Here is a 14,139-nt window from a genome sequence, read left to right as displayed (position 1 = left end):
TCAAGTGAACTCCCAAACGCCGTAAAGGCCGAAAGTCTGCTTGCGGGATATACATGCGACCTTGTTCGCCATAACCGCAAACGACCGGAATTGGCGCGAACATGACCTCCAGCATTGTCACCCACGATGTCCGCTTCCGGGCGGACGCAAAGGTTGCCTCTATGACGGAGATTAGGCGCAAAGCAGTCATGCGCGCCTTCACATGGGAGGGCCTGCTCGGGGTCAAAAGTTGACGAAGGCTAACGTCGTCAAATGACCCAAACAACATGCGCCCCCTCAGCGGGCAGCCGCCCGCTGTTCGAGCGAACGTGCGTATTGCGTCAGCGGAAAGCACATGACGAAGAAGATCAGCGCTACCAGCCCATAGACTTTGAACGGTTCGAAGGTCGCATTGTTGATCGCGTTGGATGTCCTCACCAGCTCCTCGAAACCGATGATAGAGGTCAGCGCGGTCGACTTGATCAGCTGCACCAGGAAGCCGACGGTTGGTGCGCGGGTGATCGAAAACGCCTGCGGCAAGATGATCAGCCTGAGTTCCTGCAGATAGTGCAGGCCGAGGCTGGCGCCGGCGTCCCACTGGCCGCGCGGCAGTGCATCGACGCCGCCGCGCCAGATCTCGGCGAGATAGGCGCTGGCAAAGAAGGTCAGGCCAAGCACCGCCGCGGTCCACGGCTCGATGCGCAGGCCCAGCATCGGCAGGCCGAAGAACATCAGGAACAGCTGCATCAGCAGCGGCGTGCCCTGGAAAAGCGCGATGTAGCTGGAGGCAAGCCGGCGCGCCCATTTATTCTTGGCGATCCGGAAGAACAGCACGATCATGCCGACCACGGCCCCGCCGACAAAGGCGGCCAACGACAAGAGCACCGTCCAGCGCGCCGCCAGCAGCAGGTTGCGCAGAATGTCCCAGAAGGTGAATTCGATCATGACACGCCGGCTCCAAGAAGCCGGCGCCCGCCGCCGACCAGCAGCCGGCGCAGCCCAATCGACAGGACGAGATAGACCATCGTCACCACGAAATAGGTCTCGAAAGCCCGGAACGTGCGCGCCTGCAGCATGTCGGCTTCATAGGTCAGCTCGCGCACCGCGATCTGCGACACCACGGCGGATTCCAGCATCATGATGACGATCTGGCTGGTCAGCGCCGGATAGATCACCTTGAGCGCCTGCGGCAGCACGATCTTGATGAAGACCTGACGCGGCCGGAGGCCAAGCGCCAGTGCCGCTTCCGTCTGCCCGGGCGGCACCGCGTCGAGCCCGGCGCCGACGATCTCGATCGTGTAGGCCGCCATGTTGAGCGTCATCGCCAGCATGGCTGCCAGCACCGGATCGAGCCTGATGCCGATGCTGGGCAGCCCGAAGAAGATGAAGAACAGCTGCACTAGGAACGGCGTGTTGCGGATCACCTCGACATAAACGCCGATCGCACGCTTGAGCAGCAGCGGACCGTTCCGCCGCCCTGCCGCGCCGAGGATGCTGAGCAACGTTCCCGCCAGCGTGGTCACGGCGATCAACAGGATCGTCGTGGCCGCGCCGCGCGCGATCGCCCCTGTCGCCCCGGCAAGCCAGCCGAAGTCGAGGCTATAGGTCACTGGCCGTCAATCCTTGAGATTGGCGGGATCGAGCGGTGTCTTCAGCCAAGCCTTCGAGCTTTCGTCCAGTTTGCCGTCGGCCAGCATCTTGGCAACCGCATCGTTGACCGCTTGCTTGAGGCGGTCCTCCTTCTTGTTGAGGCCTATATGCGAGGGCGAGGTGAGAAGCTGGAATTTTTGCTCCGGCTTCAGCGCCTCCTGACGGGCGAGCACCTGGGCGCCGACATCGTTGCCGACGACCATCAGCTGCGTCTGGCCCGAAATGAAGGCCTGGATGACGGAATTGTAGTTGTCGAAGCGGCGGATGTCCGCCGAGGCGGGTGCTGCCTCGGTCAGCGAGGTGTCCTCCAGCGTGCCGCGATTGACGGCGATCGACTTGTCGGCGAGGTCTTCCTTGCCTTTGACCGCAAGTGCTGCCGGGCCGATGACAGCGATGTAATAGGGCGCGTAGGCGGCGGCGAAATCGATCACCTGCTCACGCTCCTTGGAATAGCCGACGCTCATCAGCAGGTCGACGCGCTTGTCGGTAAGATACGGAATGCGGTTCTGGCCGGTCACGCTGACCAGATTGAGCTTGACCTTGAGCTGGTCGGCGATGGATTGCGCGACATCGATGTCGTAGCCCTTGATGCTCATATCGGCGCTGGCCGAGGAGAAAGGCGGGAAGTCGGAAAAGATGCCGACATTGATCGCGCCGGCCTTGACGATGTCGTCGATCGCGTCGGCATTGACGGCGTGGGTGGTGAAACCAAGACCGGCCGCACCGAGCATCAGCACGGCGGCGATAGATGATTTGAGTTTCATGTGAAGTGTCATTTTTATTCCCCTGCTGGAAGCTTGTTTGTTTGAGTGCGACCGCCGGCTCCAGCGCGGCGGTCGCCTTTGGATTCTCTAGTGGACCATGATCTTCTCTCCGAAAACCGGTTCCCACTTTCGGGATCATGGTCGAACGCGTCAGCCCGCCTTAGTGATTGCCGGGCTGAAGACCATCAGGCTGAGGATCTCGAACAGCACCTGCGCGCCGGCGTGCGCCGTGTTGGTGGTTGCGTCGTATTGTGGTGCCACCTCGACGACGTCGCCGCCGACGATGTTGAGGCCTTTCAGGCCGCGCAGCAGCTCGAGCACTTCGCGCGTCGTCAGCCCGCCGACTTCCGGTGTGCCGGTGCCCGGCGCGAAGGCCGGGTCGACGCTGTCGATGTCGAAGGAGACATAGGTCGGGCCGTCGCCGACTATCCTGCGCGCCTTCTCGATAATGGCGGGGATGCCGAGGCCGGTCACCTCTTCGGCATGCACCACGGTCATGCCGGACTCATAGGTGAACTCCCAAAGGTACTCGGCCGAGCCGCGAATGCCGATCTGGATAGTGCGGCTCGGGTCGAGCACGCCGTCCAGCACCGCGTTACGGAACGGCCCGCCATGGTGGAACTTGGTCATGTCGAACAGGCCGCTGGTGTCGCAATGAGCGTCGATATGGATCATGCCCACCGGCGCCTTCTTGCCGACAGCCTTCAGGATCGGGTGGCTGATCGAATGGTCGCCGCCGACAGATAAGGGCAGCACGCCGGCGTCGACGATCTGGTTGGTGCGGCGTTCGATGTCGTCATGGCTGGTCTCCAGCCGGTAGCGGCTCTGGAATGGCACGTCGCCGATGTCGGCGACCTTCAGCTCATGCGTCGGCGCGCATTCCAGCACATGATTGTAGGGGCCGATGCGCTCGATGGCGCGCAGCGCCCTTGGCCCGAAACGGGCGCCCGGCCGGTTGGTGACGCCCAGATCCATCGGCACACCGATCATCGCCACCTGAAGATCGCCGAAATCCGGATTGTCGGCGGCGATTTCACGATAGGGCGCCGCGAGGAAGGTCGGAATGCCGGAATAGGGCGCCAGCCGCGTGCCGCTCTTGGAGAAGATCTTGTCGGCGACACGCTGGAATTTCGGGTCGAACATTTCGCCGCCATGGCTCTCGCCGTATTTGCGGCGCAACGCTTCGAGCTTGCCGCGGCCGTAACCCATGTCGGTCCTCCATGGCTGGTGAAGCGCGCGGACGGCGGCCTCGATAGCCGCAGCCGTCGGCTGCCTGCAGCTTTCACGTCTTGATGCAATGCCTCGGCAAAGTGTCCTGTAGCTGCATTGAAAAATCAATTGATATTGTTAGGGTGTTGGTTGTGAGAAAATCTCACAGAGTTCAGGTTCCAATGGCCAAGCGTTTGCCACCGCTCAACCCGCTGCGCGCCTTCGAGGCGACGGCGCGCCACGCCTCGCTGACCAAGGCGGCGGCTGAGCTCAACGTCACCCATGGCGCCATCAGTCATCAGATCAAGGCGCTCGAACAATCGTTGGGCATCAAGCTGTTCGAGCGTTCCGGCCAGCGGGTGAAGCTGACGCCGCACGGCGCCGAATTGCTGCCGGCGGTGTCGACCGCCTTCGACGGCATTGCCGCCGCCACCCAGCGCATGACACGGCCGGCCAGCACCGGCGCGCTGTCGGTATCCTGCGTGCCGGCGCTGCTGTTGCTGTGGATGATCCCGCGGCTGGGCAGCTTCACTTCGCAATATCCGGATATCCGGCTGACGCTGATCCCATCCAATGATGCCAAGGACGTCCGCGCACCGCATATCGATGTCTGCGTGCACTATGGTGACGGCAGCTGGACCGATTGCTGGATGCGCAAATGGTCGGGTCTCGAACTTTTCCCGGTGGTCAGCCCGACGCTGATCAACAACCGCCCGATCCGCACCGTCCGCGACCTCGCCGATCACGTCTTCCTGCATGGCGACGACGGCCGCGAATGGCACACCTGGCTGGCCGCCGCTGACGCGCTGGACCTGGAGCGCGGCCGCCGCCACCATCTTGGCGACGCGCGCATGGCGACCGAGGCCGCTGTCCACGGCCATGGCGTGGCGCTCGGCGATACAGTGACGGCAAGCGGACTGCTCGCCAGGGGCCTGCTTGTCGCGCCGTTCAGCCTTTCCGTGCCGGCGGTCGACGATTTCTACGTCGTCTGCCGCAATGAGATGAGGTCGGCGCCGATCGTGCAATTGTTCATCGACTGGCTGTTTGCCGAGAAAGAGCAGGCCGACCGCCGCGCCGATGCGCCGGTGGCGGGCCGCATCGGCACTCGTCGCAAGCGTCCGGCGCTCAAGGTGGTCGGCGCCAAGACCGCATCCTGAGGTCGACACTGCCGTGGGCGCCGCTTGCCGCAGGGGCTTCTTTTTGTCGGGCCAGTCCGCAAAGCGGGAGGCGCTTTCAAAAATTCGATGCTAAGAGGCATTTGGAGCAATTCCGGGAAAAGTGCGCAGCGGTTTTCCGTCCGGAATTGCGCTAGACAAAAAGCTAGAGCGAGCAGCGAAGGCGGCATTGAGAGATGGCAAAGACCGATATAGCGCGGCGCGTCTACAACCACACCTGGAAGCTCGACCCGATCGTCCGCAGCTTGCTCGACACCGATTTCTACAAGCTTCTGATGCTGCAGATGATCTGGGGCATGTATCCCAAGGTCGACGCCACCTTCTCGCTGATCAACCGCACCACCTCGGTCCGCCTTGCCGAGGAGATCGACGAGACGGAGCTGCGCGAGCAGCTCGACCATGCCCGCACCTTGCGATTCTCGAAGAAAGAGATGATCTGGCTCGGCGGCAACACCTTCTATGGCCGCAAGCAGATATTCGAACCGGAATTCCTCGCCTGGCTGGAAAATTTCCGGCTGCCCGAATACGAGCTCTCCAAGCGCGACGGCCAATACGAACTCGCCTTCAGCGGCCCGTGGATGTACACGACGCTGTGGGAGATCCCGGCGCTGGCAATTATCAATGAACTTCGATCTCGCGCGGCCATGCGGGCGTTCGGGCCGTTCGCGCTCGACGTGCTCTATGCCCGCGCCAAGGCCAAGATGTGGGCCAAGACCGAGCGGCTGAAGGCGCTGCCCGGCATCCGCATCTCGGATTTCGGCACCCGCCGCCGTCATTCGTTCCTGTGGCAGCGCTGGTGCGTCGAAGCGTTGAAGGAAGGCATCGGCGAGGCCTTCACCGGCACTTCCAATGTGCTGCTCGCCATGGACAACGATCTCGAGGCGCTCGGCACCAACGCGCATGAACTGCCGATGGTGTTCGCCGCGCTCACCAATTCGGAAAAGGAATTGAAACAGTCGCCCTACAACGTGCTGCAGGACTGGCAGCGCTACTACGGCGGCAATTTGCTGATCGTACTGCCGGACACCTTCGGCACCGCAGCTTTCCTGCGCGATGCGCCGGACTGGGTCGCCGACTGGACCGGCTTCCGCCCCGACAGCGCGCCGCCGATCGAAGGCGGCGAGAAGATCATTTCCTGGTGGCGCGAAAAGGGCAAGGACCCCAAGCAGAAGCTGCTCATCTTTTCCGACGGGCTTGAGGTCGAGACCATCGAGGAAACCTACCGCCACTTCCGCGGCAAGGTGCGCATGTCCTTCGGCTGGGGCACCAACCTGACCAACGATTTCGAGGGCTGCGCGCCGACCGAGACCAACCGGCTAGACGCCATCTCGCTGGTCTGCAAGGTCACCGAAGCCAACGGCAGGCCGGCCGTCAAGCTTTCCGACAATCCGGCCAAGTCGACAGGCGACGAGAAAGAGATCGAGCGCTATCTGCGGATATTCGGCCAGAAGGACCGGGTGGAGCAGTTGGTCAAGGTGTGAGGGTGGGAACTCTTGCATAGTATGAGTTCCGTCGCGCCCCCCTCTGTGCTACCGGACATCTCCCCCACGAGGGGGGAGATTGGCCATCACCCCCGCTTTCGCCAATCTCGGATGTTGCAAGAAAAGCGCCGACCCCACGGCCAGCCGATCTCCCCCCAAGTGGGGGAGATGTCCGGCAGGACAGAGGGGGGCGCCATACAGCGCTGCATTACGGTAATCAGTCCCTCCTTTCCCGGCCTCGTCGCTTCCTTGGCATTCCTGCCCACGCCCGCCTTCGCCCACGCCTCCGACCGCGGCCACGTTCTGCTGCTTCCCACCGGCTACTATGTCGCCGGCGGCGCGCTCGCCGTTGCCGCGAGCTTCCTGATCCTGGCTCTACTCCCGCCGGACTCCCTCGACCGCTTCTGGCGCAAACGCCTGCTGCTTTTCGTCTTCGGCGACGGAGCTCGGACCGCCGTCAGCCTGGTATCCCTTGCCGGCTTCGCAATTCTGATTGCCGCCGGCCTGTTCGGCAGCCGCGACCCGCTTTCCAACCCGCTGCCGCTGACCGTATGGACGCTGCTCTGGGTTGGCCTGGCCCTGTTGCAGGGGCTCGCCGGCGATCTTTGGTCGTGGCTCAGCCCCTGGTACGGGCCGTGCCGCGTCGTCTCGCACCTGTTCGGCAGAACGCAGCCGCGGCGGCTCCTATCACGACTCGGCTATTGGCCGGCTTTCGTGCTGTTCTTCGCCTTCGCCTGGTTCGAGCTGATCGACCCGGCGCCCGACGACCCGGCGCGGCTGGCCTGGGCCGCCGGCGCCTATTGGCTGCTGAGTTTCGCCGCCATGCAGGTCTTCGGCTACCGCAATTGGAGCCGGCGCGGCGAGTTCCTGACCGTATTCTTTTTCATGGTGGCGCGCTTCGCCATCGTCGAGCGTAGTGCAGACGGCCGGCTCAAACTCTGCTGGCCGGGCGCCAAGCTGCTCGGAGCCGCGCCGCTGCCGCTCAGCGGCGTCGCTTTCCTGCTGCTTGCGCTGTCGTCGGTATCCTTCGACGGCCTGTCGAAAACCTTCTTCTGGCTAGACCGGTTCGGCATCAATCCGCTGGAAGTTCCTGGACGCACCGCTTTGATCGGCATCGGCAGTTTCGGCCTTGTGCTGAGCTTTATCGTGCTTGCGGCCGTGTTCGCGCTCGCCGTCTTTCTTGGCCAGCACCTTGCCGGCAGCAAGCATTCGCTCGGTCACGCCGCCGGGCTTTTGGTCTGGTCGATTGTGCCGATCGCGCTCGCCTACCACTTCGCGCATTATCTGACGGCGCTGCTGGTCGACGGCCAATATGCGGTTGCCGCTCTCTCCGACCCGTTTGCGCTGGGCTGGAACCTGTTCGGTAGCGCCGACATGTCAATTGAAGCCGGCGTCGTCGCCGGCGCCGGTTCGGCGTGGTGGCTGTGGAACCTCCAGGCCGGTGTCATCATAGCCGGCCACATGCTTGCTGTGCTTGTCGCCCATGGCTTGGCCTGGCGGCTGCATCCCGTTCCGGCTCGCGCCACGCTCAGCCAGTTCCCGCTCACCGTGCTGATGATCGCCTATACCGTCCTCGGCCTATGGCTGCTTGCGACGCCGAGCGCCGGATGAACGAGGTGTGCGATGGCCGTCGATCGAACCTTGGGGAAAGCTCGCTTGCCACGTCAGAGCTTTGGTGATTTAGTTTGTACACATGCAATTTTCGGCCCTCTTAGCAAGAGTGGCCCACCTCGCTACAGCCATTGGTCAAAGCTCAAAAACAAGGGGAACTGCCGTGACTGACAAGAATGGGTTTTTCGATCTCTCCAGATCCGCTCTCACCCGCCGCACGGCGCTCAAGGGGCTGGCCGCGGGCGCCGGCCTCGCCGTCGCGCCTGGGTTCGTGCGCTACAGCCAGGCGCAAAGCTCGGCGCCGATCAAGATCGGCTTCCAGTGCCATCGTACCGGTATCGGCGCCGCCTATGGCCGCTGGTACGAGAAGACCACGGCGGCTGCAGTCAAGGCGATCAACGATGCCGGCGGCATCAACGGCCGGCCGGTCGAGGTGATTATCGAGGACGACGGCACCGATCCCGGCCGGGGCGCCGAAATCGTCGGCAAGTTCGCCTCCCAGCACAAGACGGACATCGTCTACGGCACGCTGTTTTCGCATGTCGTCATAGGCTCGGCACCTGCCGCCGGCGAGGCCAAGATCCCCTATTTCGTCGTCAGCGAGGGCCACCACGTCGCGTCGACCAAGTTGAACCGCTACGTCTTCCAGCCCGGCATCACCGATGTGAAGAGCCAGATCCAGTCGATGGCGCCGTGGATTGCCGCCAACGCTGGCAAGAAGGTGACGCAGATCTTCCCCGATTTCGCTTTTGGCTACGACCATCGCGACTACCTGCCGCCGGCGCTGAAGGCGCAGGGCGCCGAAGTCATTGCGCAGATCGCCATCCCGCCGACGGAATCCTCCTTCACTAAATATTTTCCGCAAATCCCGGCCGAGACCGAGGTGATCTACCACGTCATGGTCGGCCCGGCGGTGCTCACCTTCGTCAAGGAGCTCGGCGAGTTCTACGGCTCCAATCGGCCGCAGCTGTTCGGCTTCATCGATTCGCTCGAAGCCACCGATATCAACAGCCCCGGCCTCGAATTCCTCGACGGCAGCCATTTCTGGGAAGGTTCGCCGCGTTATGCGCAGCCCGACGATTCCGCCGCGCAGAAGGCCTACCGTGCCGCTGTCGGCATCGACGACAATGGTGCTGCCGTAGGCGACCCCAAGGACGTCTCCACCGCCGCGCACATGTTCGGCTGCTGGGAAACGCTCTACGTCGTCAAGAAGGCGATGGAGGACGCCGGCTACAAGGGCCCGGAAGACCGCGCCAAGCTGGTCGAGGCGACCGAGGCGTTGACAGAGTTCGCCGAGGGCCCCGAGCACCCGCAGGGACCGAAAACCTTCAACGGCAAGATCCACCAGTGTTTTGGTATCCAGAACATCTCCAAGGTCGAAGGCGGCCGGCTGAATGTCGTCCACAAGACCAAGATCGAGGACGGCCTCTACGAGCCGGAAGGGGATTACACCACGCAGGCGCTGTGAGCTTGGCTGCTGCAGCAAGCGTGAGCGCCAAGACACCCCCCTCTGGCCAGAGGGGGGTGCTTCGCGCATCCGCCGGTGCTTAGCCGATGCACTTCGGACCCCACCTGCTCCTCGCCGCCCTCGAAGGCCTCGTCACCTCCGCTGTGCTGGCGCTGACGGCGCTTGGCCTGTCGCTGGTGTTCGGCGTCATGCGCGTCGTCAATGTCGCGCATGGCGAGTTCTTCATGCTGGGCGCGGTGCTTGCCTGGGCGATTTCTACGGCGATATCCGGCCATCCGGCGCTCGGCTTCCTGGCCGCCCTGGTGCTGGCGCCGCTGATCGTCGGCCTGATCGCGCTGGTCGCCGAACGGCTGGTGCTGCGCCGGCTCAACTACAATCCGGAAGCCACCATCGTCGCCACCATCGGCATGCTCTACATCATCCAGCAACTGGCGCTGACCTTCTATGGGCCGGAGGCGCGGCCGGTGGAGCCGCCGTTCAGCTACCGCATCCTGCTGCCGTGGTTCGGCTATTCCGGCTACAAGCTGTCGATCATCGCCGCATCCGCGCTGCTGCTGGTCGCGACCTGGCTGGTGCTGACGCGCACCAAAATCGGCCTCATCATGCGCGCCACGCAATATGACAGCGAAACGGCGCAGGCCTTCGGCATACCGGTGACCAGAGTCTATGCCGGCGTCTTCGCGCTCGGCGCCATGCTGGCGGCTGTCGCCGCGGTGCTGATCGTGCCGATCAGCCAGGCGCATTATCTGATGGGGCAGGACCCGCTGCTGCTCTCGTTCATCGTCGTCATCATCGGCGGCCTTGGTTCGTTGCGCGGCACGGTGGTCGCCGCGGTGCTGATCGGCCTTTCCGACGGCATCATCTCGGTGTTCTTCTCACCGACGCTGGCCAAGATCATCGCCACATTGCTCGTCGCCATGGTGCTGGTGTTCCGGCCGCAGGGCCTGTTCGGGACGACGTCGCGATGAAGGATGCTTCGCCGGCAAAGCCATATGCGCTGCATCTCGGCGTCATCGCCCTGCTTTTCGGGCTTAGCTTCATCCTGCCGGAATACCATCACGGCCTGCTCGCCCGCATCATGGTGCTGGCGGTCTTCGCCATGGGCTACAATCTGCTGTTCGGCTATGTGGGGCTGCTCAGCCTCGGCCATGCCATGTTCTTTTCGGCCGGGCTCTATGGCGCCGGGCTTGCCGTCATCCATCTCGGCTGGAGCGTGCCGGCCGCCTTCGCAGCCGGGCTTGCCTGCGGCGCGCTTCTCGCGCTGGTGATCGGGCTGCTGGCGCTGCGCACCTCCGGCGTCGCCTTCATGATCGTCACAATGATGTTCGCGCAGGTATTCTATCTCGTCATCCTCTATCTCGCTGCCTGGACCGGTGGCGACCAGGGCATGGTCGTGCCGCAGGCGATGCGGGTCCTTGTCTTGGGCAGCACGTCACTCGACCTCACCAACCCGACCGTGCGCTATATGAGCGCGCTGGCACTCTTCTCGATCGTGCTGCTTATAAGCCTGGCGATAGTCCGCTCCGGCTATGGCCGTGTGCTGGTCGCCATCCGCGAGAACGAGGAGCGGACCAAGATGCTTGGTTACGACACGTTCTCCAGCAAGCTTGCCGCCGTCGTCATTTCAGGCAGCATCTGCGCGGCGTCCGGCGCCGCCTATGCGCTGCTGTTCGGCTATGTCGGCTCGAGCTTCGCTTCGGTGCAATATTCCATCCTGCCGCTGCTCTGGGTGCTGCTGGGCGGCGCCGCCACCACGCTCGGTCCGCTGATCGGCACGCTGTTCATGTATTACGTCATCGACGTCGCCAGCGGCTACACCTCGGCCTATCTGCTGATCGTCGGCATTGCGCTGATCCTGCTGGTGCTTTTCTTCCCGAAAGGCATTCTCGGCAGCATCCGCCAGCGCTGGCTGGGTTGGCTGCCATGATGCCGCTTTTGACCACCAAAGGCCTGTCGCGCAGTTTCGGCGGCTTGCGCGCCGTCGACGGCGTCGACTTCGCGCTGATGCCGGGCGAGATCCGCGCCGTCATCGGCCCCAACGGTGCCGGCAAGACCACCTTCGTCAGCCTGGTCAGCGGCCGCATTCAGCCCTCGTCGGGCACGATCATCTTCGACGGCGCCGACATCACCAGCCTGCCGGCCTATGCCAGGGTTCGCCTTGGCATCGCCTACACGTTCCAGATCACCAGCGTCTTTGCCAATCTCAGCGCCTACGACAATGTTGCCCTGCCGGTGCAGCGCACGCTGACCGACGGCCGCTCGAAGGGTGCTGTGCACACCGGCGTCATGGCGGCGCTCGAGCGCACCGGCCTTGCCGACCGCGCCCACATGCCGGCGGGGCAGCTGTCCTACGGTCACCAGCGCCTGTTGGAAGTGGCGATGGGGCTGGCACTGAAGCCGCGGCTGCTGATTCTCGACGAACCGACGCAGGGGCTGGCCGACAGCGAGATCGACAATTTCATCGAGCTGGTGCGCGAGATCGCCGATAGCGCCACCGTGCTTTTGATCGAGCACAACATGCCGGTGGTCATGCAGCTCGCCGACCGCATCACCGTCTTCAACGCCGGCAGGATTTTAGCTGAAGGCACGCCCGAGCAGATCCGCGCCAATGCCGCGGTGCAGGACGCCTATCTGGGGACGACCCATGGCTGAGGCCCAGTCCAAGGCACTGACGATCTCCGGGCTCGACTGCTTCTATGGCGAAGTCCAGGTGCTCTATGGCCTCGATCTCGTGTTGAACGAGGGCGAGGTGCTCTGCCTGTTCGGCCGCAACGGCGCCGGCAAGACGACGACGCTGAAGGCAATCATGGGCCTGCTGCCGGCAAGCGCCGGCTCGATCAAGCTCGAAGGGCGGGAGTTGACAGGCCTGCCGGCGCATGAGGTGCCCAAGGCCGGCGTCGCCTACGTGCCGCAGGGCCGGCGGCTGTTCGCCGAGATGACGGTGGCGGAAAACATCGAGATCGGCCTGATGGCCCGCAACAAGGGCAAGGCGACGCGCGAAAACGTGCTCGATCTCTTTCCGCTGCTGCGCCAGCGCCTCAGGCAGCGTTCCGGCACGCTGTCCGGCGGCGAGCAGCAGATGCTGGCCATGGCCCGCGCCCTGTGTCTGGAACCGCAGGTGCTCCTGCTCGACGAGCCGACCGAAGGGCTGATGCCGTCGATGATCGCCAAGATCCGCGAAACCGTGTCGAAGCTGCGAGCGCTCGGCGTGTCGACAATTCTTGTCGAGCAGCGCGTCGATGCCGTGCTGTCGGTCGCAGACCGCGTTTGCTTCATTGAAAACGGCCGCAACCGCGAGACGGTCGATGTCGAGGAACTGCGTGCCGATCCCTCGGCGGTCCGTCGCTATGTCGGCGTCGGATGATCAGGCAAAGAACAGCAAACCGGCGAGCAGGAATGTCGGGATCAGCACGGCACCCGACCATGCCATATAGCCAAAGAAGCTCGGCATCTTGATGCCGCGATGCCTGGCAATGGCATAGACCATGAAATTCGGCGCATTGCCGACATAGGTGTTGGCGCCCATGAACACCGCGCCTGCCGAGATCGCTGCCAGCGTCGAGGCGAGCTCGGTCATCAGATGCTGCGCATCGCCGCCGGCCAGTTCGAAGAACACCAGATAGGTTGGCGCATTGTCGAGGAAGGACGACAGTGCCCCGGTCAGCCAGAAATAGGCAAGGTTGTCGGGCGCGCCGGTCGGCGAACTGACCAGCAGCACCAACGGCGCCAGCGCGCCGTCGAGGCCGGCCCGCAATATGGCGACGACCGGCACGATGCAGATGAAGATGCTGGCGAACAGCTTCGCCACCTCGGCAATCGGCCCCCAGCTGAAGGCGTTTGCGCCGCGAAACTCCTTCGGCGAGACGACAAGCGAAGTGAAGGCCAGTATCAGTATGGCTGCGTCGCGCACCAGGTTCTGCAGCTCGAGGCTGACGCCCTGGAAAGAGAAGCTCACTCCCGGCTTCCAGGCAGCGGAAATCAGGATCGCGGCGATTACGCCGGCCAGCAGCGGGATGTTGGCCAGGCCGCGAATGCGCACCTTGCTATCGGGCGTCGGATCCTTGATCTTCGGCGCGCCTTCCTCCCGGTGATGCATGACGATGTCGATCGCCAGGAAAACCACCAGCAGCACGCCGGCGACGAACAGCGTCTCGGGCAACAGGTGAACTGTCGTCCAGAAGAAATCGACGCCGCGCAGGAAGCCGACGAACAGCGGCGGATCGCCGAGCGGCGTCAGCGACCCGCCGATGTTGGACACCAGGAAGATGAAGAAGATCACGACATGGGCGTTGAAGCGCCGGTTGTCGTTGGCGCGGATAAGCGGCCGGATCAGGATCATCGAGGCGCCGGTTGTGCCAATGATCGAGGCAAGCACAGCCCCGCCCAGCAACAGCCCGGCATTGACCAGCGGCGTGCCGTGTATGTTGCCGGCAACGAAGATGCCGCCCGAAATGGTGAACAGAGCAAACAGCAGGATGATGAACGACATGTATTCGGTGAGCAGCGCATGCAGCACCGCCTGCGTGGCCGACGGGATGCCGAAGGCGATGGCCAGCGGCCCGATCACCAACGCTGCCCAGAAGGCAGCGATCTTGCCGTAATGGTGCTCCCACGCATGTTGGAAGAGCAACGGCCCGGTCGCGATGCAAAGCAACAGCCCGGCAAACGGCAGCACCCACCACAGCGACATGGCGGCGCCCGGCAATTCGTGCGCTTCGGCCGTAAGAACCGCTCCCGGAGAAAGGATTGCGGCAATAAGTGCAGCACTTGCCGTCCACGCCGCAAACCGCATGAAGCCCCTC

The 14,139-nt window shown here is 63.6% G+C and carries 13 protein-coding genes; 8 read left to right on the top strand and 5 right to left on the bottom strand.

Annotated elements, in window-relative coordinates:
- Nucleotides 1-276: 276 nt before the first annotated feature.
- The 4 genes from AC0L2X_RS28530 to speB all read right to left on the bottom strand — a co-directional run bounded on the left by AC0L2X_RS28530 (nt 277) and on the right by speB (nt 3,602).
- Nucleotides 277-924, bottom strand: a complete 648-nt coding sequence (locus AC0L2X_RS28530) for an amino acid ABC transporter permease (protein WP_473600779.1) — start codon at nt 922-924, stop codon at nt 277-279.
- Nucleotides 921-1,589, bottom strand: a complete 669-nt coding sequence (locus AC0L2X_RS28525; RefSeq protein ID WP_473600778.1) for an amino acid ABC transporter permease — start codon at nt 1,587-1,589, stop codon at nt 921-923. The genes AC0L2X_RS28530 and AC0L2X_RS28525 overlap by 4 nt, the downstream gene beginning before the upstream one ends.
- Before the next feature lie 6 nt (nt 1,590-1,595).
- Nucleotides 1,596-2,405: a transporter substrate-binding domain-containing protein gene (locus AC0L2X_RS28520; RefSeq protein WP_473600777.1), complete on the bottom strand. Its 810-nt coding sequence runs from the start codon at nt 2,403-2,405 to the stop codon at nt 1,596-1,598.
- Between the two features lie 138 nt (nt 2,406-2,543).
- Nucleotides 2,544-3,602 carry an agmatinase gene (gene speB, locus AC0L2X_RS28515; RefSeq protein ID WP_473600776.1) on the bottom strand — a complete coding sequence of 353 codons (1,059 nt, stop codon included), beginning with the start codon at nt 3,600-3,602 and terminating at the stop codon, nt 2,544-2,546.
- Between the two features lie 182 nt (nt 3,603-3,784).
- Here speB and gcvA point away from each other — a divergent pair, with 182 nt between their 5' ends.
- The 8 genes from gcvA to AC0L2X_RS28475 all read left to right on the top strand — a co-directional run bounded on the left by gcvA (nt 3,785) and on the right by AC0L2X_RS28475 (nt 12,701).
- Complete coding sequence (gene gcvA, locus AC0L2X_RS28510; RefSeq protein WP_352862945.1) at nt 3,785-4,759, top strand: transcriptional regulator GcvA; 975 nt, start codon at nt 3,785-3,787, stop codon at nt 4,757-4,759.
- Between the two features lie 194 nt (nt 4,760-4,953).
- Nucleotides 4,954-6,258, top strand: coding sequence for a nicotinate phosphoribosyltransferase (gene pncB, locus AC0L2X_RS28505; RefSeq protein WP_254815847.1), 1,305 nt, complete (start codon nt 4,954-4,956; stop codon nt 6,256-6,258).
- Between the two features lie 168 nt (nt 6,259-6,426).
- Nucleotides 6,427-7,869 carry a hypothetical protein gene (locus AC0L2X_RS28500; protein ID WP_473600775.1) on the top strand — a complete coding sequence of 481 codons (1,443 nt, stop codon included), beginning with the start codon at nt 6,427-6,429 and terminating at the stop codon, nt 7,867-7,869.
- A 163-nt stretch (nt 7,870-8,032) separates the two neighbouring features.
- On the top strand, nt 8,033-9,337 hold the full coding sequence (locus tag AC0L2X_RS28495; RefSeq protein ID WP_473600774.1) for an ABC transporter substrate-binding protein: 1,305 nt from the start codon (nt 8,033-8,035) through the stop codon (nt 9,335-9,337).
- 86 nt (nt 9,338-9,423) lie between these two features.
- Nucleotides 9,424-10,305, top strand: coding sequence for a branched-chain amino acid ABC transporter permease (locus AC0L2X_RS28490; protein WP_352490557.1), 882 nt, complete (start codon nt 9,424-9,426; stop codon nt 10,303-10,305).
- Entirely contained in the window at nt 10,302-11,264 is a 963-nt protein-coding gene (locus AC0L2X_RS28485; protein ID WP_352490556.1) for a branched-chain amino acid ABC transporter permease, read from the top strand. Before AC0L2X_RS28490 ends, AC0L2X_RS28485 begins: the two co-directional genes overlap by 4 nt.
- Complete coding sequence (locus AC0L2X_RS28480; protein WP_473600773.1) at nt 11,261-11,989, top strand: ABC transporter ATP-binding protein; 729 nt, start codon at nt 11,261-11,263, stop codon at nt 11,987-11,989. The genes AC0L2X_RS28485 and AC0L2X_RS28480 overlap by 4 nt, the downstream gene beginning before the upstream one ends.
- Nucleotides 11,982-12,701: an ABC transporter ATP-binding protein gene (locus tag AC0L2X_RS28475; RefSeq protein ID WP_473600772.1), complete on the top strand. Its 720-nt coding sequence runs from the start codon at nt 11,982-11,984 to the stop codon at nt 12,699-12,701. Before AC0L2X_RS28480 ends, AC0L2X_RS28475 begins: the two co-directional genes overlap by 8 nt.
- Here the strand turns inward: AC0L2X_RS28475 and AC0L2X_RS28470 are convergent, their stop codons facing one another.
- The gene (locus AC0L2X_RS28470; RefSeq protein WP_473600771.1) at nt 12,702-14,129 is read right to left on the bottom strand and encodes a sodium:proton antiporter; all 1,428 of its coding nucleotides are present in this window, start codon (nt 14,127-14,129) and stop codon (nt 12,702-12,704) included.
- Between the last annotated feature and the right edge of the window lie 10 nt (nt 14,130-14,139).

This window comes from Mesorhizobium sp. WSM4828, from assembly GCF_055811175.1.
The sequence above is the reverse complement of the archived record's forward strand: the minus strand, read 5'-3'. Positions and strand labels throughout refer to the sequence as shown.

Bases quoted from the DNA above. Each gene is read 5' to 3' on its own strand.
- AC0L2X_RS28500 (WP_473600775.1), top strand. From the start codon at position 6,427: ATGTCCGGCAGGACAGAGGGGGGCGCCATACAGCGCTGCATTACGGTA.
- pncB (WP_254815847.1), top strand. From the start codon at position 4,954: ATGGCAAAGACCGATATAGCGCGGCGCGTCTACAACCACACCTGGAAG.
- gcvA (WP_352862945.1), top strand. From the start codon at position 3,785: ATGGCCAAGCGTTTGCCACCGCTCAACCCGCTGCGCGCCTTCGAGGCG.
- AC0L2X_RS28470 (WP_473600771.1), bottom strand. From the start codon at position 14,129: ATGCGGTTTGCGGCGTGGACGGCAAGTGCTGCACTTATTGCCGCAATC.
- speB (WP_473600776.1), bottom strand. From the start codon at position 3,602: ATGGGTTACGGCCGCGGCAAGCTCGAAGCGTTGCGCCGCAAATACGGC.
- AC0L2X_RS28530 (WP_473600779.1), bottom strand. From the start codon at position 924: ATGATCGAATTCACCTTCTGGGACATTCTGCGCAACCTGCTGCTGGCG.
- AC0L2X_RS28475 (WP_473600772.1), top strand. From the start codon at position 11,982: ATGGCTGAGGCCCAGTCCAAGGCACTGACGATCTCCGGGCTCGACTGC.
- AC0L2X_RS28490 (WP_352490557.1), top strand. From the start codon at position 9,424: ATGCACTTCGGACCCCACCTGCTCCTCGCCGCCCTCGAAGGCCTCGTC.
- AC0L2X_RS28480 (WP_473600773.1), top strand. From the start codon at position 11,261: ATGATGCCGCTTTTGACCACCAAAGGCCTGTCGCGCAGTTTCGGCGGC.
- AC0L2X_RS28485 (WP_352490556.1), top strand. From the start codon at position 10,302: ATGAAGGATGCTTCGCCGGCAAAGCCATATGCGCTGCATCTCGGCGTC.
- AC0L2X_RS28520 (WP_473600777.1), bottom strand. From the start codon at position 2,405: ATGACACTTCACATGAAACTCAAATCATCTATCGCCGCCGTGCTGATG.